Genomic DNA, 22,294 nt, shown 5'->3' with positions numbered 1-22,294 from the left:
CCCCCCCCCCCCCCCCCCCCCCCCCCCCCCCCCCCCCCCCCCCCCCCCCCCCTTTTTAGATGTGTATAAGAGACAGCCCATAGCCGTCCATAAACCCTGCATCTGCTGGTAGTTTATTTTTTCGATTTCAAATTCCAATCGGTCGAGGCCTGCCGGCAGGTTAGCAAACGAATAAGCATTGACCAAGGTATTCACCTGAAAAAACAGCATGACCTCGTTCAGGAATTTGAGCGACTCTTTATAATCGTCGAAATTTGAGCTGACCAAAACATATAGGTTATACCTTTCATCGGGGTTTACGTCGGCATAATTGCCATTGGCCATTTGTTGATGACGTGTATAAAAAGGCTGTATGGTTTCTTTTTCGATATTGATTAGCGAAAGGATAACCTTGTTTTTGTTGATTTCGGGCACCGATCCATTTCCTTCGATCAGATTGTTCAAGATCACCTTGCTCTCTTCGAGCGCAAACCGGTTTCTTAAAAACTGATCCATCAAATCATTCGTAAATTGGAGCGCTTTGCTTATCATCGCCGATTTAATTTATGGGGTGAGCGTGCTGATTCAAATGTAGCGCGAGAAGCAAGGCGAGACAAGATTTTGCCATATACCTTTCGTAGACAAGAAGATGGGCAAACAACAAATTTCCGTATACAAACCGTAGACAGGCTGTAATTTTGTATACGCCAACCCATGCACAAAAGCAAGCGCAGTGTTTTAAACCAAAAATTACAAAGGATTTTAACTAACTGTTTACGGTTCTGAGATAGCTTCTCAGGTCTTGATTTTTAGAAAGTGACATCTTTTTCTTCAAGCGGTACTTGTGTGTACGTACGCTTTCCTGGTTAATGCCCAACAGGTTTCTGATGTCGTCGTTGGTCATGTTCATTTTCAGGTAGCAGCAGTATTTGAGGTCGATGGTGGTTAACGAAGGATATTGCTGTGCCAAAGTGAGCAAAAAGCTCGGGTCGGTTTGTTCAAAATACAGCTTAAAATCATCCCATAGCTTTTTATTGCCTGCCGATTGCTTGATGGTATTTACGATGGCGGTCAGCTCGGCCCTGGTGGCGTCGTTTACCTGCGGGTATAGTTCGGCAATACGTTCTTTAACCTTGGCCAGCACTTCAACTTTTTGATCGAGCTCAAGTACATATCTGCTCAAGCTGCTATCGTTTTCATACCTCTCAACAATTTTTTCGGTTGCAACAGCAATTTCCTGCGATATGGGCAAAGTGGGTTGGTTAAGCAAAAATACAGAATTGATGCGGCTGGCCAGGTAGGACTCATTGGCAATGTGTTCCTTGGCAAAAGCAAATACAATCCTTCTTTCGTTCCAAACCAAGGTTTGGGCCTCTGCCTGCGAAACGAGGCAGATTACCGGAATATTCAAAGGTCTTAAAAAAACTTCCAAGTCATTCAATACAGGTTGGTTATCCCTAAAACACAAAACAATCAAGTTTGGTTCCATGGCTTCAGCAATCCGCAGCAGGTCGGCAGTACGGGTGGCCGAAACCACACTATGGGCAAAAGTGCTGCCCTTAGTGCCGTTAAGCACCAACGCCAGGTTCGCTGTATCATCACAGCCAATCAAGATTAATTTTTCGCTGCTCATTCTAATACCTGTTGAAAAATTCAATGTGTATTGATGAAATGCCTATGGCGCCAAGAAAAGGTGTGGATTAATAGATCTAAAATGGCTGGCTTAGGCTTTCAGAAAGAAAACAAATACAATTGCTTATCTTAATGGAGCAATGCGTTTAGGGTGAGGCTTTTTGGCGTAAATAAATGTTCATGAGAGCGTTGTACTTAGTTAAGGATGAAAACTTCAATAGTCATTAAAAACAATTTGGGCTTGCCAACACTATCCTATTGCAAATAAGCATAGGCAAGAAGGACCGGAATAGAGAGGAAAAATCTACGATTGCGATACTAATGAAGCTAATTTAATTAATTTAACTACCGATTGTAGCGATGTAAAAAATTAGAGCATTTGCAAAGACCTTCTTACAGCAAAGAGCCTCCGTTTTTGGAGGCTCTTCGACATTAAAGTAGATAAAAGTGCTTAGATACGCTTAAAATGAATGGGGGATATATTCATTTTCTACACTCCCATCATCATACAGTTTAAGCAGGGCATAACCCGGCGGGGTTTCCAAATAATAGCCTTTTCCGGCCGATTCGGCATCACCTTTGCCCCACCAAAAACCGCTCATGGCTCCATTGCAGCAATAAAGCACTTCGTTATAACTCGTATGGTCAGCCAAGTGGTTATGGCCACTCAGGCAAATGCGAACCTTGTCTTTATGTTTATAGAAAAGGTCTTTTAGTTTTTTGCAATCCGAATGGCCGCCGCCAACCAATACCTGCGTAGTCCCCAAAATAGGATAATGGCACATCAGCAATACTGGCGTACGGGCGGGGAGACTTTCCAGTTCGTTTTGCAGCCACTTAAACTGCTCTTCGTCTAAAGAAATTTGGCTGTTGTTGCCATCTAAGATGATGAAATGCCAGTTCTTCTTTTTAAAGCTGTAATAACGATTCGGAATTTTCAGGCGTTTAACTGCGTAATCCTTCCCATACATGGCATCGGTTTTTGCTGGCGCCTTCCACCACATATCATGGTTGCCCAGGCAACTGAAAACCTCATATTTCGCAATGGTTTTGATGCACTGATCCCATAGGGCCCACTGCTCAATTACCTGCTCTCTTATTACGCTATCATAAGAGGCATCATTGATAGAATCTCCCCCATTCAAAAAGAAATCGGGCTTATGATTGTCTATGATATGTTGCAGGCATTTGGTAAATCGTTCGGGTGCCTCATCACCTTTTCTAATGTGTACATCGGTAATATGAGCTACTTGAAGCGCTACTTTCTTGTTTTTGCTTTTATTCTGCGGTTCTACAAATGCCTGCGTACCTTCCGTTAAGGCCGCGCCTGTGGCAAGGCCAGCGACTTTAAGCAATGTTCTTCTGGATATTTTCATAAGTGTTTTTAGCCTACTATTTTTTAAAAGCGGTTACCAACCAAAAATTTGTTTGAGGTTTGGATTGAGTACGACATCCTGATTAGGGATTGGGCGATAGTAATATTTGGGCTCTACAAAATTACGGGTAACCGATTCGGTAACAATTGCGCCACCTGATGTGCCATTTTTAAGAAATACGGTTGCATCAGAGCCAATGGTTCCTGTACGGTAGTAAATGAGCTTGACGCCTAGAGCATTCACTTCCTTTTGAGACTCTCCCGGAATGGTCTGCGAACGGTCTATCAAAATAACATCTTCTATTCCGTCTCCGGTGAGGTCATATTTACCTAAACCAGCAAAATACATACCCTCTGGGCTTTTCGCCAGCAATTGGCCCGCCTTCCAACGCATCAAATCATCGTAGCGGGTATTTTCGAAAGCAAATTCTACCCTGCGTTCGCGTCTAATCTCTAAAATAACGCCTTTGTTGGTTGCAATATTAGGATATTGAAGTGCCATTATCGGATCGGGGTTGGCATTGGCCTGTGCCAAATTCAAATCTGGCAATCCGGCTCTCTTTCTCAACAAATTAACAGACTTGTCTAACTGAGCCTGGGTTAGCGTGCCCAATTCGGCTTGGGCTTCTGCATAGGCCAACAAAATTTCGGCATAACGGTATACCGGAAAATCGACGCCATTTAACGTGTTGTTGTCTGTACTGTTTACATAGCCTTTCAATTGGTGGTAACCGGTAAAGTTTTTATTCAGGCGTTGGATATAAGGTGAAGGATTAGCTGCACTGATCCAACCCGGATATACCAGGGTTTGCGCCATGCGCGGGTCTCTGTTTTCGAATTCCTTTACAAAACCCAGTTTGTCGTAATTGGCAATGTCTGTAAATCGGCTACCGTCTTTCATTAAATAGCTTTGTACCAAGTCTCTTGCAGGGGCCTGTTCATAATCGCCAAAAACCGTACTGTTTACATTTTGCCCCTTGTTTTTTGCCAGGTCGAAAACATTGGTCAATATCACTTCCGGATTGGTGGTTAAATCCTGGCTCGAGAAAAGCGCCCCATAATCTGAAGCTGGTTTTCCGGTATTGTAAATGGAAAACTTGCCCGATGTCATGACCTCGTCGGCGATCTTGGCGGCTGTTTGCAAAAAGGTGCTTGCCGTGGCCTGAAGGTTAAGCTCGTCGTGATATTTACGATAAGTGCCTTCATAAAGGGCTGCACGGGCATATAAGGTAGCCACCGCCCATTTGCCAGGCGTGCCAACGGGTACTTTCTCCCTGACGTTTTTATAGGCGAAATCCAAATCAGCCATTATACTGTCTACAATCAAGGTTCTGGGATCGCGGGCTTTGTACAAATCTTTGTCGTCCGGACTTAAGGTTTTCGAGTACCAGGGCACATCCGAAAAACGCTTTACCTTGGCCAGATAAAACTCTGCCCGGTAATAACGGGCCAAACCTATGTAATGCCTTTTAACATCTGAAGATACAGCCGCCTTATTATAATTTTCTAAAAAATAATTGATGTCGCGAAGCCGGGTCCAGCTCCAGCCTCCGGTTATATTTTGCGAATTGGCATTGCCCAGCATTACATTCTTGACTTCTACTGATGCTGTCGTAGCCACGTTGTCGCTGCTCTGATCGTTCAAATAGCTATTTCGGTCTGGCAATGCTAAAAGTCCATTTACATAAAGAGCCAGGTCTTCTTCGGTATTGAAGAAAAGATTTGGCGAGATGGAGGTTTGCGGAAACCTATCCAATTCGCTCTTTTTACAGGCACCCACCAAAAGCATTAAGGCTGCAAAAAGGATATATATCGTATTTTTTTTCATCTTATTAGGGTTTTGGGGTAGCGATGAAACGCTTATGAGGTTTAGGCTGCAAAAGCCTAGCTGTTTCACCCCTACAGGTTAAGTGATTAGAAATCTAGGTTCAAGCCAAATGCATATTTTCTCTGGTACGGATAGGCCCAAGCACTCGAACTTTGGTTAATGGCTTCTGGATCTACATATTTTTTGATAGACGAGAATTCGTAAACATTATCCAGCGAAGCAAAAAACCTTAGGCGGCTGGCCCTGATGCGGCGGCTCAGCTTCGCTGGCAAGGTATAACCCAACGTGATGTTCTTGATGCGCAGGTAAGCACCATTTAACAGGTATTTGCTTTGCGGAATATCTAAACCCGCACCATAGTTTGCATCGGCCAACCACGACTGTAATACCGGATAATAGGCATTCGGATTGGCATCGGCCAAGCCAGCAGCCAGGTAAGATGCAGAATGTTTTGCCCTTTGGGCCGGAGAATCGGCAGTTGCCCTATAAAAATCCAAGTTCCAAGGATAAACATTGGCATAAGGCTGCTGATAAGGCCCCCAAAACAAGTAGTGGTGCGGATAAAAATCGCGTTTCAATACACCTTGCAAAAAGATCCCCAAATCAAATCCATTCCAATCCATGTTCAAATTGGCACCAATGCTATAGCGATCGGCACTATTGCCAATGATCTTCAGGTCTTTGGGATTATTGGCGCTTAAGCCACGCTCTATTTTGCCATTGCCATCTAAATCTTTGTATTTTGGCCAGCCCGGTACTACAGACAAGGCTCCCCAAGGCACAATGGCACTTTGATCAAGCGCTTTGATTTCGGATGCATTCTGAAAGAAGCCATCATTCTCCAGTCCCCAGATCTCGCCAATATTTTGGCCCACTCGGTATGAAGAGAATAGGTTTTGTTCGTTTTTAAATTTGGTGATTTTAGACTTCGAATCGGCCAAGAATACTTTTGCGGAGAAATTGAATGGCTGGCTACCCAAATCGAACTTGTCTCTGTAGGTAACCGATAGCTCCCAGCCTTTTGTTCGTAAATCGGCTGCATTTTGCGAAGGCACGGTAGTGCCAAGCACGGCAGGCAACTCCTGTCCGTTGGTCAGCATGCCTTTGGTATCGCGGCTATAGTAATCGAATGTCAACAAAAACTTATTGTTGAACAAACCGATATCTGTACCCATGTTTAGGGTTGATACACGCTCCCAAGTATAATTGTTCGGGTCGATAAGCAATTTTGGCGAGCCTGTAATTACTTGACGTTGCGTGCCGTCAATCAAATAGCTCGAAGTGCCTGTTGGCAGGGTTTGAATATAGGCAAAATCGCCTACGTTCTGGTTGCCCAGGTCACCATAAGAGGTGCGTAGCTTAAAGGTAGAAAGTACGGGTTCCAAAGGCTTCAAAAAGTCTTCAGAACTGGCTATCCAGGCGAACGACCCCGATGGAAAAAAGCCCCAACGGCTTTTAGAAGGAAATCTCGACGAACCATCGTAGCGACCTGTTCCTTCTAAAATGTAACGGTCTTTGAAGGTATAGTTAAGCCTCCCAAAAACGCTTTGTGTGGCATAAGCACTATAGGTGGCCCCAATTTTTGCCTCGCCAGAGGTTAAGCCCAAATAAGGCAATGAAGACGAAAGCAACAAGTCGCGTTGGGCATTTACCGTCGAATAATTATAGTCTTCGCTATTAAAGCCCACCATGGCACTCAAGGCATGGTTGCCAAGCGTTTTTCTGTAGGTGGTATACAAATTATAGGCGTTATTATAAAGGTAGCCGTTGTTTTCGCTCACAAAGCCATTGCCACCTTCCTCTCTGATATCTTTTGGCCCATAGCCTATTTTGTATTTTTTAGAGTCGTTATGGTATTTCCATAGCTCCCTTTTAAAAGATGCATCCGCGTTTACGGTTAAATCGCCCTTTAAAAAAGTAGCGGTTGCACTGGCAATGTTCTGAAAGCCAAACATGTTTTGCAGGTTATTGCCACCATCTACCAGCTTGGCGGCCAACCTGCCGGCATCGGTATTGGCCCAGGTTCCGTCAGGATTTACGGCTACATCGGTAGGTTTAAGGTAATATAAATCGGTAAGGCTGGTATTAGGCAAGGCCCGTTTGGTTTCGTAAATACTCAAATTGTTGTCTAACTTTAACCAGCTTAAAGGTGCAAAGCCCAATCTCGACCTCAAGGTATAGCGGTCCCAATAATCGGGAGCCAGTTTGTTCAAGCCGTTGTCTCTTCCGTAATCGGCAGAAAGGTAATAGGTTAAAGGCTTATCGTTTAGGCTTGCCCCGCCCGAAAACGACAACGTATGGTTTTGCGATATGCTCGAATTGTTGAAAAAATAACCGTACCAATCGTTGCTGCCCATGTAGGCCCATTTGGTGGGGTCGGCCGGGTCTAGCCTGGTATCGGGAATAGAAGGATTATCGGATCGTTCTCTTGCCCATTTATAATATTCGTCAGAAAAGTTCACATAATCCCATGGCGTATTATCGGTAGAGGTTTCCAGCACCCTCGAAAAGATATAAGGGTCGGTTACTGGTTTTGGCAATACCGTAGGTTTTCCCCACGATACAAATGCGTTATAACTGATACTCTGCCTACCTGCTACGCCTTGTTTGGTGGTAACGAGAATAACCCCAAAGGCCGCCCTGGCTCCGTAAATAGCGGCCGAAGCCGCATCGCGAAGCACGGTAAATGATGAAATGTCTGATGGATTTAAGCGCAACAGGTCGTCATAGCTCGTAGCCGGAATACCATCGATAACCACCAATGGCGAGCCCCCGTTAATCGATGTATAGCCCCTGATGTTAACCGCCGGAATTGAACCCGGAGCACCGCCGCCATAACGGATGTTAAGCCCTGGACTTAAGCCCTGTAGCCCTTGCAATACGTTGACCGCAGGTCTTGACTCGAGCTCCTTGCCCGAAATCTGGTCTATTGCACCGGCAATATTGATTTTTTTCTTGGTGCCAAAACCAACTACCACTACTTCATCTAATTTACCGTGGTCGGGTTCTAAGACAATGTTGAGTTGAGTTTTGCCATTGAGGTCAATTGCTACTTGTTTGTAGCCAATGTAAGTAAAAATCAAAACTGCATTTGAGGGTACGTCGTTCAAAATATATTTTCCGTTGCTATCGGTGGCTGTATGCTGGCTACTGCCTTTTACACTAATGTTGACAGACGGTATGGGGCCTTTGGTTTCGGCATCGGTCACCTCCCCTTTCAAGACGATACGTTGCGCGAAGCCGTTTAATGCAAAGAGCATCAGGCAAATCATAAGTAATTTGTTCTTCATAGTCAATTTGTTTGTTAAGTTTTAAAGTTCTAGTTGCTAAGCCGAGTAAAGACTGGGCAAATCTCTCCTCTGAATATTACCTTCAAGTTAAATCTAAATAAATAAATTGAACATTCATTCAATTTATATTTAATTAAATACTAACACTCAACACACAGTATTTCATATCTTTAAGCGCTACCAATCAACCTAAAAAAACTTGCTTAAAACAGACTAGAACGATTATCTACAAACTAAAAAGAGAGATAACCCTGTAAATAAAAACAGGATGTGCTTGCAAAAAAATAGAACAATTTAACAAATGTGAAAAATTCGCAACACCAGATTTTTAAGCTAAATTGCATTTTGAACTAAAAAAAATGGGAAGAAAAAGCCTAAAAGAAATCAGGCAGCTAGAAATTATAAAGATGTTTTATAAGGTTGCCAAAAAGGAAGGCTACGAAAATACATCTATTGCGAAAATTGCTAAGGTAATGGATATCAATCCAAGCTTGATTATCCATTATTTTGAAACCAAGGAAGACCTCACCTATGCCTTGATCGACTATATTTTAGACCGGTACCTACTGATTTACAGCATCAAAAGCAAAGACGGCATTACCAAGGAAGATTTGAAACAAACCATCGTACTCCTGTTTTCGAAGAAATGGAATACGCTATTTGATGACGGGCTATTCTATACTTTTTATGCCTTGGCCTTCAGGGAAAAAAAAATCAAGGCGAAATACAAAACCATCCTCGATTCGTTGCGGCTAGCCTTGGCCGATATGATCAGCCAATGCAACGCGAGGCAAGAAATACAGGTGCCAGCGCCAAAAACAACGGCCGATTTTATTTTCGTGATCCTGGACGGTGCTTATTTCTATCTGTCTATGGAAACAGATAAAAATGCCTATGCCTTAAGGCTTGAAAGCTATAAACAAAAAGCTTTTGAGCTATTGGGAATTACCGCTTAGTTTTTTTGGACGCCTGCTGGTTTTTGAGCCAGCGCCTCAAGGCATATAGTCCAATAAACATCCATAACAAATTGGCAACGGCATTAGGCAGGTCATTGCTGTGAAGGGCAATGGTTACCAAACATAGCGCCCCCAATATATTGAACAATTGGAAACTTACCGATTCGGCTTGGATAATACCCATACTCAACAGCAGATAGCCTATGGTGCAAAGTACTACGCCGAGCCAGCCAATACTTGTAAAAATGATTTCCTGCATGGTTTAAACTAATGCCGCAAAATTAGCATAATTACATGAATTGCCATCGCTTACGTCTTCGACAACCGTATCATGGCTATATTGTCCAACTCTGTTGCCAAATCTATGGCCCTTAAACCGCTATGATTGTAAGAATTGGCACTTGCACCTTGTAGCCGCAATAGCTTGACCAATAAAGGCTAAATGGCCTTTCATTGTGGCCAGCATCATTGCCGTAAAGCCTTTTTCGTTTTTAACATCCAAGTTGCTGTCGCCTTTGTTCAATTCATGCAACAAGTAATTCTCTTTCCAGTTCCATAACTGCTTGTTACCTGTGCCACAACAAGCCAAGCCATCAAGAGTTTAAAAAATATGGTCCATAAAAACCGCAAGGCCTCCAAAAAATTTGGAGACCTTGTGGTGATCGGCTATAAAAACTAGAATTTAACCGTATTCAGTTTTTGATCAACCAATACGCCATCAAGTGCTTTCAACTCAAATTTTACCTTGCGTTTGGCTTTGAGTTTCAGGATAAACAAATCCGCGCTACCATTTAGGCTTTCCTTGTTGCCCACATTTACAAAGGTTGGATATAGCACCTTTTCGCCGTTGGTATGCAGGCGATCGTTGGTTAAATTATCCATCTGCTTGGTATTGAGGCTTTGTACGCCTACAAACTCATAATCCTGTGCATTGTATGGCAAAGCAAAGCTAAGGGCATTTACCGATTTAAGGTCTACCCCTTTAACTTTGACCTCAACGATTTCGTCTTTGTTGTAGCTTGGCTTATTGCTGGTTAATAGAAGTTTACCTGCTACTTTGTCTAGCTTGCTATCGGCCACGCCACCTTCAAGTTGCGTAGCGACTACCGAGATGTCGTAAGCATCGATCAAATTGTTCTTATCGATATCGCCATTGCTGATGTAGCCTTCAAAATCGGCATCCCCTTTTCTCAAGCCCGTGTAGTTGATGTAAGAAGTCAGGTCGTTTTTATCGATCAAACGGTCGTTGTTGATATCGCCAGGCAAATAGCTTTCGGTACCAGGCACTTTAAACACATAAAGTTCTCGGCCCGAGCCAAAGCCCCCAACGCCATCGGCCACGGCTATTTTGACGTAACGCGCGGATGGATGGCCCGCAAAATTGAACACCTTCAAATCGCCCACGTTTTTCCATTCAAAATCGCCTGCTGCTGTCCAGTTCTCTTTGTTGGTGCTGTAAAAGACCTTGCCTTTCAGCAATATGCCGTTTCCTCTGCCCGTACGTGGCAGGTAATGGAATTTTTCAAGCTGGTTAATCGATTTCAGGTCGATAATCATATCGAAAGGAACAGCCTTAGCACCCCATTTGGTGTGCCACATGTTACCTTCGTCAAAGTCGAACAATTTATCGATGCCTTCCCCATCCTGATTTTCGGCTGTGGTTTCGGCTACTATGCCCTTAATGGCAAACTCTAACGGATTGGTTTTGGTTTTGGCACTCAAGGTGGTCCATTCAGAAGCCCCATCTTTATTTACAGCCCTTAACTTAAAGGTATAAGCGGTTTCTGGCACCAAGCCATCAAACAAGAAAGTAGTGTCTTTGATATGCGTATAGTGCATATCATTAAAGTTTATCTCGTAAAAATCGGCACCTGTTACAGGCTTCCATGAAGGCTGTAAGGTATAAGCTTCTCTATTTTGCTCGCTCACCTGGGCATTGTTTGGCGCGTTGAGCTTGCCCGAAGATACCAGCTGTTGATTGGCTGGTTCGAAACTAAAACCCTCAACGCTTAGTTCAATTGCGTTTGCTGTGATATCGGTAGCGGCCAGTTTAACCAGCAGTTGCGGGTTCTTAGCCATCACCACTTTTTCAAATTCGCTTCCCTTGGTGGCAAAACGGTTCAGGTTTGGCTGTGCGTCATAAAAATACACGTTATCTTGTTTCAGGAAATCTTCCATCGAACGTGCTTCGGTAAGCCTTAGCTTGCTGTTTCCAACTTTAGCCATCAGCTTTTTGGGCTTAGCTGTAACGTTAATTTTAAATTCAGTGGCTTTCTCCTTCACAAAACCATCAAAACTGCCTTGTGTGGGGTGGATGGTAACAGTTACCTTGTTGTTTTTGTCGAGTTCGGTTTCGATCAGGTTCGAAGTACCTTTGCCCAGTTTGTAGGCTTCTGTAGCGCCATCGTCGTCATATTCGGTAAACGAACTCTTGCCAAAAGGATAGAGTTCGTAAATACGCAGGTTTTTGTTAATGCCTGCAACGTTATTGTTTGGGTTGGCCATCGGAATAATGGCTCCGTTTTTTACAAATACGGGCAGTTTCCAGATTGGTGCGTCAAAGCTGTTCAAAATGCAGTTGCCGGTATATTTTTCACCGGTAAAATAATCGATCCAAACACCTGCTGGCAAATAAATACCATGACGAACGTCATTGCCTTTATCGTCTGATTTGGTAGCCTGATAAATCGGCGCCACCAAAAAATAAGGGCCGTACATAAACTGGTATTGTGTTGCCGAACCCTTGGTGTAGGCATTAGGATAATCGAGAAACATGGCCCTCATGATCGGCATACCTGTTAATGCCTCTTTGGCAATGCTGTAGGTATAGGGAATCAACTCCGACTTCAACTTCAGGTAGTTACGGTTGATAGAAGCCACAGGTTCGCCCAGTGCATGTGGATATTTCTCATTAGCGCCCCAGCCATCCATGTTCAATTCCATCGGGGTAAACGTTTTCCATTGGAAGTCTCTGGTATTTACAATTGGGTTTTTGCCACCAAAAATACCATCCATATCCGAGGTAATATTAGGCTGTCCAGACAAGCCCGAACCCAAATAGGTTGGTATATGGAAACGGATGTATTCCCAAACACCCCCGGTTTGGTCGCCAGACCATACGCCCGCATAACGTTGCGTACCTGCCCAACCATCGAGCGAAATGATAAAAGGCCTGCTGTTATTGCCGTAATAAGGCATGATCTGCCCTACATCGGCCACGCCGTTTAAACCAAACGAATAGCCCGCACCTACCCAAGCTACATCTGTTTTCAACACGCGAACTCCGGCATCCCTCACCTCTTTAATAATATCCCTTTGTAAAAGCGCGCTGATCGTTGATTTCGGGTGAAGGTCCGACTGTGTCCATAGGCCAATCTCTACGCCGTTTTTACGGGCATAATCGCCCAGGTTTTTGAGGTTTTGAATATTGCCGTCCAACGTTTCCGTTTGTCCGTAGCCGGCACCATAGCCATCGTTAGGCAATATCCAACCCAAAGGCATATCGTTGTTTTTATAGCGGTCTATAACCCCGCGGGCCGAAAACTGGTAGTTGTTCTTTTCGCCATTCAGTGATTCTTTGATGCCTCCGTTGTCTTTTTGGCTTTCTTTGTAGCGTTTGCCATCTTCAAACAAGATCCCTTTTTCGTCTTCTTTCCAAAAGTCGCGGTTGTAGGCATTCAAGTGGCCTTGGTAAAAACCGAATTTTGGCAAAAGCACCGGATTGCCAGTCAATTGATAAAAATCATTTAAAAGCGCTACGGCACCGTCATCTACCATTAAAAATACATCCAGGTAATCGGTATCGTGGGCTATTTTAACCTGTCCTTTTTCCTTGGCGCCAAAATCGTACCTTCCTTTTTTAAAAGTATGCCATAGCAAGGCATAGCCGTTGGTAGACCAATAATACGGTGTTGGTGAGGCTACGCCACCATCTGTCCAGCTGTTTTGGTTTTCAATGGCAATGGCTTTGCTTTTATGCGAAAAACGGCCGTTTTGTACCCCGCCACCATAAAAATACTCTTGGGCACCTTCTTTAAGCGCAAGCGTAACTTTCCCTTTTTCGAAATTGATAGGCGCCGACTGCTCTAGGGCAACTGCTTGGGTAGCCTGATTAATCACCTTAAAAAGACCTGTACTTTTGGCTATTTGAATGGTAATTTTTGCTGTAGAGATGATGATCTGTCCATTCTGATCGCTAAGCTTAAGTCCTGCAATCGGTCTGCGCGGGTTTTCGACCAAAATTTTAGCTTCGGGTTTAGCTTCCGGATCCCTGAGGAAGCCATCATTATTGTCTTGAAAAAGCCTAAAAATGCTTTCGCCATAAAAATCGAAGGTTAGGCGCTGCTGGTCGGCAAGCAACAATTCGATGGTCGTAGGGTTGAGCTGTCTTGCACTAACTACCTGTGTTTTTTGGGCAGGTTGTTGCTTTACCAAGTTAGCTGGCGTAATTGCCGAAACGGATAAGGAGCCAATCAGCAAAGGAAAGGCAAGTGCGAGCAGGGCTACGCTTTTGGGCTTGGTTTGCCCAACGATTTTTGTCATAGTCAATAAATTTTTCATAGATAGGAACCAATCGCTGCATAAAGCAGGTATTGAGGTGCCTAATATAGGCATTATGGAAAAAAAATTAACTTATAGATTATAAAGAATATATGACAAAAGGAAATTAGCTCAGGTACTGCATTCCAAAACGCAACTTATATCGCTACTTTTCTTCAAAAAACATCCAAGCTGGAACGTGGGGTTTACGAAATAGGTATTTATACCCATAGTTTATGGTATTCGACCCTATTGTACACGGTAACAGCATTTTAGAAATTTGATTTAAAATTATTAACCACTTTTTAAATCCAATTTTTATGAAAAATTATTTCTACTTGATGATGGCTGTATCCATGCTATTTTTTGGAGCCTGCAAAAAAAATACAGACAGCCCTGAAGAACCTGCAGCTACCGGTGGCTCGGCAACCTTAACTGCAAACAATTATGGCGTAGACGGCACTGCATCGGGCAAATTCAGTTCTACCAAGGCGGGCATTACCCAAACTACCGTAGCGGGTATTACCACTTTTGCCATTTCGGCCATTAAAGATGGTAGCAACGAATCCATCAATATCATCGTGCCTCGAAAAATTACCACAACTGGTAAGATTACTTTCGTTTACAACGACTCGAGTAACGGCGGCATTACCTTTTCAAAAGATTATACCAAACCTGCCGATGGCGCATTGAACTATAAAACCGATGCCTACAACAATACCACCAAAGGTGGCGGCGAATTGAACATCACCAAGCTCGATGGCAGCAAAATAGAAGGCACTTTTTACTTTGTAGCCATCAATGCCAACGGCAAGGAAGCATGGGCCGAAAATGGAGCATTTAGCGGGACTATTAAATAAGAAAGCCATGAAAAAGACCTTATTACTCATTTGCTTGCTAAGCTTGGGCCTGTTTGCCTGCAAAAAGAGCACCGAAGAACCTGCTCCAGAAATCCCGAAAACAGAAGAACCCACTACTTCTGGAACGCCTACCGAAGGCAACATTCAAATTGTTGACAACGCCAACAATACGGCTAAATACGACGATAAAACCATTACGGTTAAATCTTTTACCATCGAAAAAATATTGCCTACCATTACCAATGGCTATGCGCAAGTGACGATCCAATCGATAGAAAAAGACGGCATTTTTAACAAGTATGGCATCGGCATCAATATGCTTTCGGGCTTGCCGGCTGTAGGCGTTAAAACCAATGTCGTTGCAGGAACAACCCCCATTATCGGGATCAATATTTTCCAAGACGGCACCATTTACTCGTACTCTGCCATGAACGGCACCTTTACCGTAGATGCCAATGACGGCCATAACGCCACAATGACGGTGAGCGACATGGACATAAAGCAAAGCTATACACAAGGTTTCGACGCAGCCAATAAACGCTTCAAGCTCAAGTCTTTTAAAATCAAATTCGCCTATTGATTTTGCCTGAAACCATGTTGCGTTTATTCCTGGTCTTGTTAGGCCTTGGTTCAAATTTAAGTGGCCTGTCTGCACAAACGCCAAAGCCACAAACCGAAAGCGAGGTACAACAGGTAGTTGCCAAGACCATTAACGGACTTCTGGCCAAGCCATCGTTCAAAAACAAGTTGCAAAGAAAATTCCCGGGCTTTCAGGGCCAGGTTACTATCGATCTGGGCATCAACTACAAGGGCAAAGCGGTTTCTTTCTATGTAGTGGCACAAGAGATGGCACCAACGGATTTCATCGACTTTTTGTCAGACCAGATTCTCGCCTGCCACTTCCCTATCAAATTAGACAAACACCAACTGATTAAAATCCGGCACACCTTACGGATTGAAAACTAAGCAAATTATTTCTCCATGAAAAAGCTCACTTTACTTTTACTCTTGGCCCTTTTGGGGCTCCAATCGCATGCCCAGTTCGGCAAACTCAAAGAAAAACTAGGCGGTTTGGTTGGCGGTGGCAAAGCCGGAAAAAAAACGGGCAACTTTAACACCGTATGGGAATCAGAATTTTCGAATAAGGCCAGTCGCTTGGCCATGACCAACGAAAACGGCACCTACATTTTGGGAACAGACGACAATTCTGCCACCGTACTGAATGCCGATGGCAAAGAAATTTGGAGTGGCGATTACAAAAAAATCACCACCAATAAAACCAATTCCTGCGAATTTCAATATTTCATCCACGACGAAAATGGGGGCTATTTGTTCCTCTTCGACCGCAAATCGCTCGGCAAAGACCGCATTGCAGTCATAGATGTAGCTTCGGGCAAAGAACTCTGGAATTCTGAAAACTACCAGAACCTTTTGCCTAAAGACGCCAATGAAGATACCGAAATCGAAACTGTTAAATACTTATCGGAACTCGATGCCTTTTTGATTACGCAAAAAGACGCATTGAATTTGGTAAAGGCTAAAACCGGTGAAAAAGTATGGGAAACCAAACGCTTTACCGGATCAGTAGGCAAATACCGCTATGACAAAGCAAGCAACACCATCGTCATGTTCAACTACAAGCCAACTTTACTGGCCGCCTTGTTTTCGGGCTTTAAAAACCAACTGGTAAAAATTGATGCCAGCAATGGCGAAATCCTTTGGGAAAACGAATTTAGGGGCACGGTAGAAAAGGAATTGGTAACCAGAAAAGCTGTGGCAGACCTTGAGGTTAGAGGCAACCGTATTTACTTTTGGCTAGACGGTCTGCAAACCTACGACATGGCAAGCGGAAAAAAGCTTTGGGAGGTAACCTACGAAAACGATATGCGCAAAAGCGGAAATGCCTTGTTTGGTGGCAGCCAAAAAGCTATTTATCGCACGCTTGCCGATCCGATATTTACAGATGATGCCGTATACCTGGTTGTTTTTGGCGGCGCCAACAAAACCAAATATGTAGAAAAGCACGACTTGCAAAGTGGCAAGCTGATTTGGCAATCGGAAAAGATTACGGGTGCGCTTTCCATGCCCAACATCTATAAAACCGGCAACAGAATCATGGTACAAGTGGGTGGCAAAGTACAGGTACAGGAAATCAAACATCGCAGGACTTCTTCAGGGCTTGAAATAGAATACAATGTGTATTACGACTATATGGCGCAAAAAAACGGCATCCTTTCTTTAGATGACGCCACTGGCCAAACCGTATGGCGTTCCGAGCGTTTCGACAAAAGGATTACCGACATGATCATCGATCACGACAAAACCGTTTTTGTAGGCGATGGGGATGAGTTTTACGCCTACGACATCGTAACCGGCAAACAACTCTTTGATGTAAAGCACAATGATGCCAAAGTGGGTAAGGCTACCGATGTAATCGATTTTGGCGACAATGTGGTGGTACTTTCTGAAAGGGGTTTGGCTAGCTATAAAAAAGCCGACGGCAACAGAAACTACGCAACCGAGAAAATATCCGGCGTTGACTATTTCTACCATTTGGGCGACAATTATTTTCTGCGCGACCAAAAGAACGCTAAAAACATCATTTACGGGGTCGACTTGAGCAATGGCGACATCAAAGGCAGCGTAAGCTCCAAAGGCAAAGGCGGAAGTCCGGTTTATGGGGCTGGCATCGATATTACTGCCGATGGCGAATACATCTTTGCCTTTAAGGGGAAAAAATTAGAAAAGATCAAAGTAAACAACTAAAACAACATGGCCGGAAATTAGATTTTCCGGCTTTTTGTTCTATTTTAGATTGTCCTTGCACGTCCCCTCGCCAAGACATGAACGCTACAATTAACCTTTCTACATGAATTCTACCAATCCCAGCCTGAATATTTTAATTGCCGACGACCACCAAATGGTGATAGATGGCTTAAAAAGCATGTTGCAACATAAACCCGAATACGTAATTGCCGGGGAAGCGAATAACGGCCAAGCAGCTTTCGAACTGATTGTTGCCAACCCCCAACAGTACAACATACTCATTACCGATATCAGCATGCCACTGCTTAGCGGAACCGAGCTCTGCAAAATGGTCAAAAACCAGTTCCAGCATATCCAGGTGCTTATTTTGTCGATGTACAACAATACACAGGCCGTGAAAGAGGCTGTTAATGCCGAAGCAGATGGCTATATTTTAAAAAACAGTGGCCAAAACGAACTCCTGCAGGCCCTGCACCGCATTGCCAACGACGGCACTTATTTCTCGCAGGATATAGTGCCCATTATCTACAACCAATACCAGAAACAAAAAAGCCAGGAGGAACAATTGAAACAGCTCAGTACCCGCGAAAAAGAGATTTTGATGCTGATTACCAACGAACATACCAGCGAAGAAATAGCCGACAAACTGTTCATCAGCAAAAAAACAGTAGACAACCACCGGCAGCATCTCTTAGAAAAATGCAACTGCCGCAGCACGGTAGGCTTGGTTAAGTATGCCATTAAGAATGGGCTTATCAATTTTTAATTCATTGTTCGAAAATACAAGTTATGCCAAGGCATTCAACCTTCACCTCATTTTGCCATAGACTTCTGTTTATAGCATGCCTTTGCTTAGGTTTTTCAATCGCCAGGGCCCAGCAGGAAAGCGATATTGCCAAACTCAACGACAAACTGGCCAAAGCAAAAACCGACATCGAAAAAATAGATGTGCTAACCGAACTGGGCAATGCCTACGCTTATGGCAATAACGATTCGCTAAAAGTTTGGCACTATGCCGATTTGCTGATGACGATGGCCAACAAGGCCGACAATCATATGGGCAGAGGTACCTCCTGCTATTTAAAAGGCATTTATTTCTTGCGAAAAAGACAATTTAACCGAGCGATCGGTCTCTTTCAGCAATCGGCGGTTTATTCGCGCTTGGCCAAACATACCATGAACCATGGCAATGCCTATTTTGCCATAGCCCAATGTTATGGCTACTTGGGACAGCCTGAAAACGCTATCGAGGCCTACAAACAGGCAAGAGATATTTATGCCACACAGGCCAAACTGGCGCAGCTCCTCATCAATACCGACCTTATTCTCTATCGGCTAAACGAAGCCAGAAACAACTACGACGCTTCCCTAACTTACCTGTTCGATGCACTCAAAACCAGCGAAGCGATGCCTAGTAAGTATCGTTATACCGAAATACTCATAGACTTGGGCAATAGCTATTGGCGACTTAAACAATATGAAAAGGCTAAAAGCCATTATCAAATGGTTATAGCTTATGCGCAGCAAACCAAAAACAATATCGAAATCGGAAATGGCTATGCGGGCCTGGGCTTGGTTTACCTGGATGAAGCCAATTATCCGGAGGCGAAAAAATTTACCGAAAAAGCCCTTGAAATACTGCGCAACTATCCTTTGGAAAGCGCCAGGCTCAATACCGTTTATAACAATCTGGGGGGTATTAACCTAAGGCTTGGCCATTATGAAGAAGCCATTGTTTACCTCAAAAAATCGTTGGATTATACCGAAAAAACCAAAGACGTATCTGCCACCATCGTATCGCAGGCCAATATTGGTTATGCCTATGCGCAATTGAAAAAATTTGAGGAAGCCGATAAGTGGTTCGAACTGGTAAAAAAGGCAAACCTCAGCGCCGCCTACCCTTATGCCTTAAGCAATCTGTATGCGCATTTAGCCAACCTGGATTCGCTGAAAGGCGATTTTAAAAATGCCCTTGACCACAAAAACCTTTATTACACCTATGATCAGAAAGATGCCAACCTCAAGGTAAGCCAACAGCTTAATCAATTGAACACCTTGTATGAAACCGAGAAGAAAGAAGCACAAATTACCCTACTTAACAAAGAAAAGAGCATAGACCTGCTCAAACTCAGTAACCAGACGCTGCAATTAGCCAAAAAAGAACAGGCCCTGCAAATCAACCAGCTCGAAATCAACAGTCAGCATCAACAACTCATCGGCCAAACGCTCAGCGCCAAGGAAAAGGAGCAAGACATCAAATACCTGAAAAAACAAAACCAGATCCAGCACTTGGAACTGCGCAACAAAGCCCTGCAAATTAAGCAGCGCAACCTGATTCTCATTGGCCTTTTACTTTTATTTACCGTTTTGGCTTTGTTAGGATTTTCGGTGTACAAACGCCACAAAATCAAATTGCAGAACGAAATTTACCAACAACAGGAACTAGCCACCAAAGCCCTTTTTGAAGGCGAGCAACAGGAGCGAATCCGTATTGCGCGCGACCTTCACGATAGCATTGGACAAATGTTATCGGTAGTAAAAATGAACCTTTCCAACCTGCAGCACCAACAGCCCGAAAATGCGGTTGCCGACCGTACGGCGCAATTGGTAGACCACGCCATAGACGAAGTGAGGCATATCTCACACAACCTGATACCCGAAGAGCTTAATTTTGGGCTTTTCAATGCCATTGAAGAACTTTGCGATAAAATCAGTGCCGGCGGTACCCTAACCACCTTAAAAGTACCCAACCACATCAAAAACTACCCTTTTAGCAAACAGAACGAACTCAGCATTTACCGCATTGTGCAAGAGGTGCTCCATAACATGGTTAAACATGCCCAAGCCACCAAAATAGAAATCGATGTAGTGGATAAGGTACAAAGTTTTAGCATTGCAATCAGGGATAATGGTCAGGGCTTCGACCCTAAAAGCCTCAAGCAATCTAAAGGCATAGGCTGGAAAAACATTTCGGCCAGGGTAAACCTGCTCAATGGCAGGTTGCGAATACATTCAGAAAGGCTGAGCGGTACGCAAATAGAAATTACACTACCCTCAAGTTAAGACGAACGAAGCAGCGACACCTTACCTATTGCTTTCTCGCGGCCGCCATTAATTGCCGGATCATGGCTTCCTTATTCCTTTTCAGTGCTTCACCATAAGACCTGGCGGCCTCATCAATAGGCAAATGTGTATTAGACCATAAAATCAGCTCTACCAGAACAGGCAAAAGATCAATACCCTTGTCGGTTAAACGGTAAAATATCTTGGCCTTGCTTTCCGGATGCTCTTCCCTAGCCAAAATGCCCGTTGTTTCGAGCAACGATAGCCGATCGGCCAAAACATTGGTAGCTATTCTCTCCTTGGATCTTAAAAACTCGTTGTAGGTATTTTTGCCGTTCATCAAAATATCGCGCACAATAAGCAACGACCATTTGTCGCCAATGATATCCAAGACTGAACTAAGGGGGCAACCCGATCTTACCTTAAGTGGCTTCATTGTTCAAAGCTAGCAAATTAACTTGCAAATAACAAGTTGATTTATTAGCTTTGGTTCTAGACAATTAAACCCGAAAATATGCTTACTGCGATCAATCCCAAGCTACCCATGCGCGACAAGGCCGTTACCAAAGATTTCTACTTGAACAAATTAGGTTTTCAGCAATTTGGGGGCGACTACGATGGCTACCTGATGGTAGAAAAAGACAATATCCAAATTCATTTTTTCGAATTTAAGGCACTGGATCCCAAAGAAAACTATGGACAAGTGTATGTCCGTACCAACGATATTGACAACCAATTCCAGTTAGCCAAGGCACAGCATGTGAACAGTACCGAACTGGAGCACAAACCTTGGATGCAACGCGAATTTTCGATACTCGATCCCGACAACAACCTGCTTACTTTTGGACAAGAGGTTTTTTAAAGAAGTCCATCGGCCAAACAACGGCTCAACTTACATGCCTTTACGGCATTATTTTGTATTGGCTTTTATCAACAAGGCCATGAGATCCTTGTCTAGGTCTAGCCAATACTTAAATCTTGCATCGATAACCTGCAGGGCAGCGGCATTATCTTTATAAAATTCCTTCAGGTCGGCTCTGAATTTGTTGTTCAACATGTTTTTTAAAAACAAAAAAGCTTGGTCTGGTTTTTCGAAGGTATAAAATACTTGCTTAGTCGAAAATGTGCCACCGGCAGTTTGGATGCCATACATATAAAGGCTTGATTGAGGACCTGTATAAATGGGCGATAGGAACTTTTTTGTACCGTCTTTAATAGGTTTCGATACAAAAGCATATTGCTTGCCATCGGCAAAAAAGCCATAACCATGTATATCAGCAGGCAGGAATTTGATGGTACCTTTTGCATCATCGACTACTTCAACTTCCTCATTAAAATCATTTGTTTTTTGGCCAAAAAAGCCCTTTTTAACTTTGATTTGGGCTTTAACCGTATCGTTGTTTTGGGTAATGTAATAACCTGGCAAGGCTGATTGCGCCTTGGCATCACCAATGATGAGCAAAAGGACAAATGCCACAAAGAATAGTTTCATTTTCAGAGCTTAATTTCGTTTTGAAATCTGGATATAAATCTATCCTTTTCGGAGGAGAAAAAACGGCTATTTTACTGTTAAAAAATTGTTTTCTTTATTTCTCAGCTCGGTTTCTATAGTTTTTAATCAGTACATAAACCGAGAAGGCAAAGGTAATGGCATAAATAACAGCTAACCCCGTATGTTCGAACTGGAGATTTTCGAAGTCGAATTGCTTCCATAATGTACATCCCAAAATAATGGCAATAACGCCAAAAATAAATGACGATGCTTTTTTCTTTTCCATGTTTTTAACGTTTTACGGCATACAATTCTTTTAAGCCTACCCTTATCTTAGGCCCTGTCTCTTATACACATCTGACGCTGCCGACGAACCACGACATGTGTAGGTGTGGGTGGGGGGGGGGGGGTGTGGAGTGGGGGGGGGGGGGGGGGGGGGGGGGGGGGGGGGGGGGGGGGGGGGGGGGGGGGGGGGGGGGGGGGGGGGGGGGGGGGGGGGGGGGGGGGGGGGGGG

At 43.8% G+C, this 22,294-nt stretch carries 19 protein-coding genes; 8 read left to right on the top strand and 11 right to left on the bottom strand.

The window, feature by feature from the left end:
- From JHD69_RS15475 to JHD69_RS15455, 5 genes are all read right to left on the bottom strand, one after another.
- On the bottom strand, positions 1-531 hold a 531-nt coding region (locus JHD69_RS15475), incomplete at its 3' end, for a Pvc16 family protein (RefSeq protein ID WP_199141251.1).
- A 214-nt stretch (positions 532-745) separates the two neighbouring features.
- On the bottom strand, positions 746-1,612 hold the full coding sequence (locus JHD69_RS15470) for a helix-turn-helix transcriptional regulator (RefSeq protein ID WP_199141250.1): 867 nt from the start codon (positions 1,610-1,612) through the stop codon (positions 746-748).
- A gap of 460 nt (positions 1,613-2,072) precedes the next feature.
- Complete coding sequence (locus JHD69_RS15465; RefSeq protein ID WP_199141249.1) at positions 2,073-2,987, bottom strand: metallophosphoesterase family protein; 915 nt, start codon at positions 2,985-2,987, stop codon at positions 2,073-2,075.
- Positions 2,988-3,020: 33 nt separating this feature from the next.
- Complete coding sequence (locus JHD69_RS15460) at positions 3,021-4,814, bottom strand: RagB/SusD family nutrient uptake outer membrane protein (protein WP_199141248.1); 1,794 nt, start codon at positions 4,812-4,814, stop codon at positions 3,021-3,023.
- A gap of 86 nt (positions 4,815-4,900) precedes the next feature.
- Positions 4,901-8,104: a SusC/RagA family TonB-linked outer membrane protein gene (locus tag JHD69_RS15455; protein WP_199141246.1), complete on the bottom strand. Its 3,204-nt coding sequence runs from the start codon at positions 8,102-8,104 to the stop codon at positions 4,901-4,903.
- 359 nt (positions 8,105-8,463) lie between these two features.
- Between JHD69_RS15455 and JHD69_RS15450 the strand changes: the two genes are divergently transcribed.
- On the top strand, positions 8,464-9,060 hold the full coding sequence (locus JHD69_RS15450; RefSeq protein WP_199141244.1) for a TetR family transcriptional regulator: 597 nt from the start codon (positions 8,464-8,466) through the stop codon (positions 9,058-9,060).
- Here the strand turns inward: JHD69_RS15450 and JHD69_RS15445 are convergent.
- Positions 9,050-9,319 (bottom strand): CBU_0592 family membrane protein, encoded by a 270-nt coding sequence (locus JHD69_RS15445; RefSeq protein ID WP_199141242.1) that lies wholly within the window; start codon positions 9,317-9,319, stop codon positions 9,050-9,052. The two genes, JHD69_RS15450 and JHD69_RS15445, sit on opposite strands and share 11 nt — an antisense overlap.
- 416 nt (positions 9,320-9,735) lie before the next feature.
- Positions 9,736-13,602 (bottom strand): TIM-barrel domain-containing protein, encoded by a 3,867-nt coding sequence (locus tag JHD69_RS15440; RefSeq protein ID WP_199141241.1) that lies wholly within the window; start codon positions 13,600-13,602, stop codon positions 9,736-9,738.
- 317 nt (positions 13,603-13,919) lie between these two features.
- Here JHD69_RS15440 and JHD69_RS15435 point away from each other — a divergent pair, with 317 nt between their 5' ends.
- The 6 genes from JHD69_RS15435 to JHD69_RS15410 all read left to right on the top strand — a co-directional run bounded on the left by JHD69_RS15435 (position 13,920) and on the right by JHD69_RS15410 (position 20,288).
- Positions 13,920-14,459 (top strand): hypothetical protein, encoded by a 540-nt coding sequence (locus JHD69_RS15435; protein ID WP_199141240.1) that lies wholly within the window; start codon positions 13,920-13,922, stop codon positions 14,457-14,459.
- Between the two features lie 7 nt (positions 14,460-14,466).
- A complete protein-coding gene (locus tag JHD69_RS15430; RefSeq protein WP_199141239.1) occupies positions 14,467-15,039 on the top strand; it encodes a hypothetical protein in 573 nt (190 codons plus the stop codon).
- A 14-nt stretch (positions 15,040-15,053) separates the two neighbouring features.
- The gene (locus tag JHD69_RS15425) at positions 15,054-15,425 is read left to right on the top strand and encodes a hypothetical protein (RefSeq protein WP_199141238.1); all 372 of its coding nucleotides are present in this window, start codon (positions 15,054-15,056) and stop codon (positions 15,423-15,425) included.
- 15 nt (positions 15,426-15,440) lie between these two features.
- On the top strand, positions 15,441-17,225 hold the full coding sequence (locus JHD69_RS15420) for an outer membrane protein assembly factor BamB family protein (protein ID WP_199141237.1): 1,785 nt from the start codon (positions 15,441-15,443) through the stop codon (positions 17,223-17,225).
- A gap of 103 nt (positions 17,226-17,328) precedes the next feature.
- Positions 17,329-17,991 (top strand): response regulator transcription factor, encoded by a 663-nt coding sequence (locus tag JHD69_RS15415; protein WP_199141236.1) that lies wholly within the window; start codon positions 17,329-17,331, stop codon positions 17,989-17,991.
- Positions 17,992-18,014: 23 nt separating this feature from the next.
- Positions 18,015-20,288 (top strand): tetratricopeptide repeat protein, encoded by a 2,274-nt coding sequence (locus JHD69_RS15410; protein WP_199141235.1) that lies wholly within the window; start codon positions 18,015-18,017, stop codon positions 20,286-20,288.
- A gap of 25 nt (positions 20,289-20,313) precedes the next feature.
- Here JHD69_RS15410 and JHD69_RS15405 read toward each other — a convergent pair whose 3' ends face one another.
- Positions 20,314-20,724: a winged helix-turn-helix transcriptional regulator gene (locus tag JHD69_RS15405; protein WP_199141234.1), complete on the bottom strand. Its 411-nt coding sequence runs from the start codon at positions 20,722-20,724 to the stop codon at positions 20,314-20,316.
- A 78-nt stretch (positions 20,725-20,802) separates the two neighbouring features.
- On the opposite strand from JHD69_RS15405, the gene JHD69_RS15400 reads away from it, so the two are divergent.
- A complete protein-coding gene (locus JHD69_RS15400) occupies positions 20,803-21,150 on the top strand; it encodes a bleomycin resistance protein (protein ID WP_199141233.1) in 348 nt (115 codons plus the stop codon).
- Between the two features lie 48 nt (positions 21,151-21,198).
- Here JHD69_RS15400 and JHD69_RS15395 read toward each other — a convergent pair whose 3' ends face one another.
- The 3 genes from JHD69_RS15395 to JHD69_RS15385 form a co-directional block, all read right to left on the bottom strand.
- Entirely contained in the window at positions 21,199-21,780 is a 582-nt protein-coding gene (locus tag JHD69_RS15395) for a hypothetical protein (RefSeq protein ID WP_199141232.1), read from the bottom strand.
- Between the two features lie 94 nt (positions 21,781-21,874).
- A complete protein-coding gene (locus JHD69_RS15390) occupies positions 21,875-22,066 on the bottom strand; it encodes a hypothetical protein (RefSeq protein WP_199141231.1) in 192 nt (63 codons plus the stop codon).
- Positions 22,067-22,108: 42 nt separating this feature from the next.
- Positions 22,109-22,294, bottom strand: a 186-nt coding sequence (locus JHD69_RS15385; RefSeq protein ID WP_199141230.1) for a hypothetical protein, incomplete at its 5' end; no start/stop codon positions are given.

The organism is Pedobacter sp. ASV12 (genome assembly GCF_016429155.1).
Classification (GTDB): Bacteria; Bacteroidota; Bacteroidia; order Sphingobacteriales; family Sphingobacteriaceae; genus Pedobacter.
This window is presented reverse-complemented; position numbering and strand designations above follow the sequence as displayed.

Excerpts from the sequence above, each read along its gene's own strand:
- JHD69_RS15415 (WP_199141236.1), top strand. The coding sequence starts at position 17,329 with ATGAATTCTACCAATCCCAGCCTGAATATTTTAATTGCCGACGACCAC.
- JHD69_RS15440 (WP_199141241.1), bottom strand. The coding sequence starts at position 13,602 with ATGACAAAAATCGTTGGGCAAACCAAGCCCAAAAGCGTAGCCCTGCTC.
- JHD69_RS15410 (WP_199141235.1), top strand. The coding sequence starts at position 18,015 with ATGCCAAGGCATTCAACCTTCACCTCATTTTGCCATAGACTTCTGTTT.
- JHD69_RS15420 (WP_199141237.1), top strand. The coding sequence starts at position 15,441 with ATGAAAAAGCTCACTTTACTTTTACTCTTGGCCCTTTTGGGGCTCCAA.
- JHD69_RS15465 (WP_199141249.1), bottom strand. The coding sequence starts at position 2,987 with ATGAAAATATCCAGAAGAACATTGCTTAAAGTCGCTGGCCTTGCCACA.
- JHD69_RS15445 (WP_199141242.1), bottom strand. The coding sequence starts at position 9,319 with ATGCAGGAAATCATTTTTACAAGTATTGGCTGGCTCGGCGTAGTACTT.
- JHD69_RS15450 (WP_199141244.1), top strand. The coding sequence starts at position 8,464 with ATGGGAAGAAAAAGCCTAAAAGAAATCAGGCAGCTAGAAATTATAAAG.
- JHD69_RS15425 (WP_199141238.1), top strand. The coding sequence starts at position 15,054 with ATGTTGCGTTTATTCCTGGTCTTGTTAGGCCTTGGTTCAAATTTAAGT.
- JHD69_RS15395 (WP_199141232.1), bottom strand. The coding sequence starts at position 21,780 with ATGAAACTATTCTTTGTGGCATTTGTCCTTTTGCTCATCATTGGTGAT.
- JHD69_RS15430 (WP_199141239.1), top strand. The coding sequence starts at position 14,467 with ATGAAAAAGACCTTATTACTCATTTGCTTGCTAAGCTTGGGCCTGTTT.
- JHD69_RS15405 (WP_199141234.1), bottom strand. The coding sequence starts at position 20,724 with ATGAAGCCACTTAAGGTAAGATCGGGTTGCCCCCTTAGTTCAGTCTTG.
- JHD69_RS15435 (WP_199141240.1), top strand. The coding sequence starts at position 13,920 with ATGAAAAATTATTTCTACTTGATGATGGCTGTATCCATGCTATTTTTT.
- JHD69_RS15455 (WP_199141246.1), bottom strand. The coding sequence starts at position 8,104 with ATGAAGAACAAATTACTTATGATTTGCCTGATGCTCTTTGCATTAAAC.
- JHD69_RS15390 (WP_199141231.1), bottom strand. The coding sequence starts at position 22,066 with ATGGAAAAGAAAAAAGCATCGTCATTTATTTTTGGCGTTATTGCCATT.
- JHD69_RS15400 (WP_199141233.1), top strand. The coding sequence starts at position 20,803 with ATGCTTACTGCGATCAATCCCAAGCTACCCATGCGCGACAAGGCCGTT.
- JHD69_RS15460 (WP_199141248.1), bottom strand. The coding sequence starts at position 4,814 with ATGAAAAAAAATACGATATATATCCTTTTTGCAGCCTTAATGCTTTTG.
- JHD69_RS15470 (WP_199141250.1), bottom strand. The coding sequence starts at position 1,612 with ATGAGCAGCGAAAAATTAATCTTGATTGGCTGTGATGATACAGCGAAC.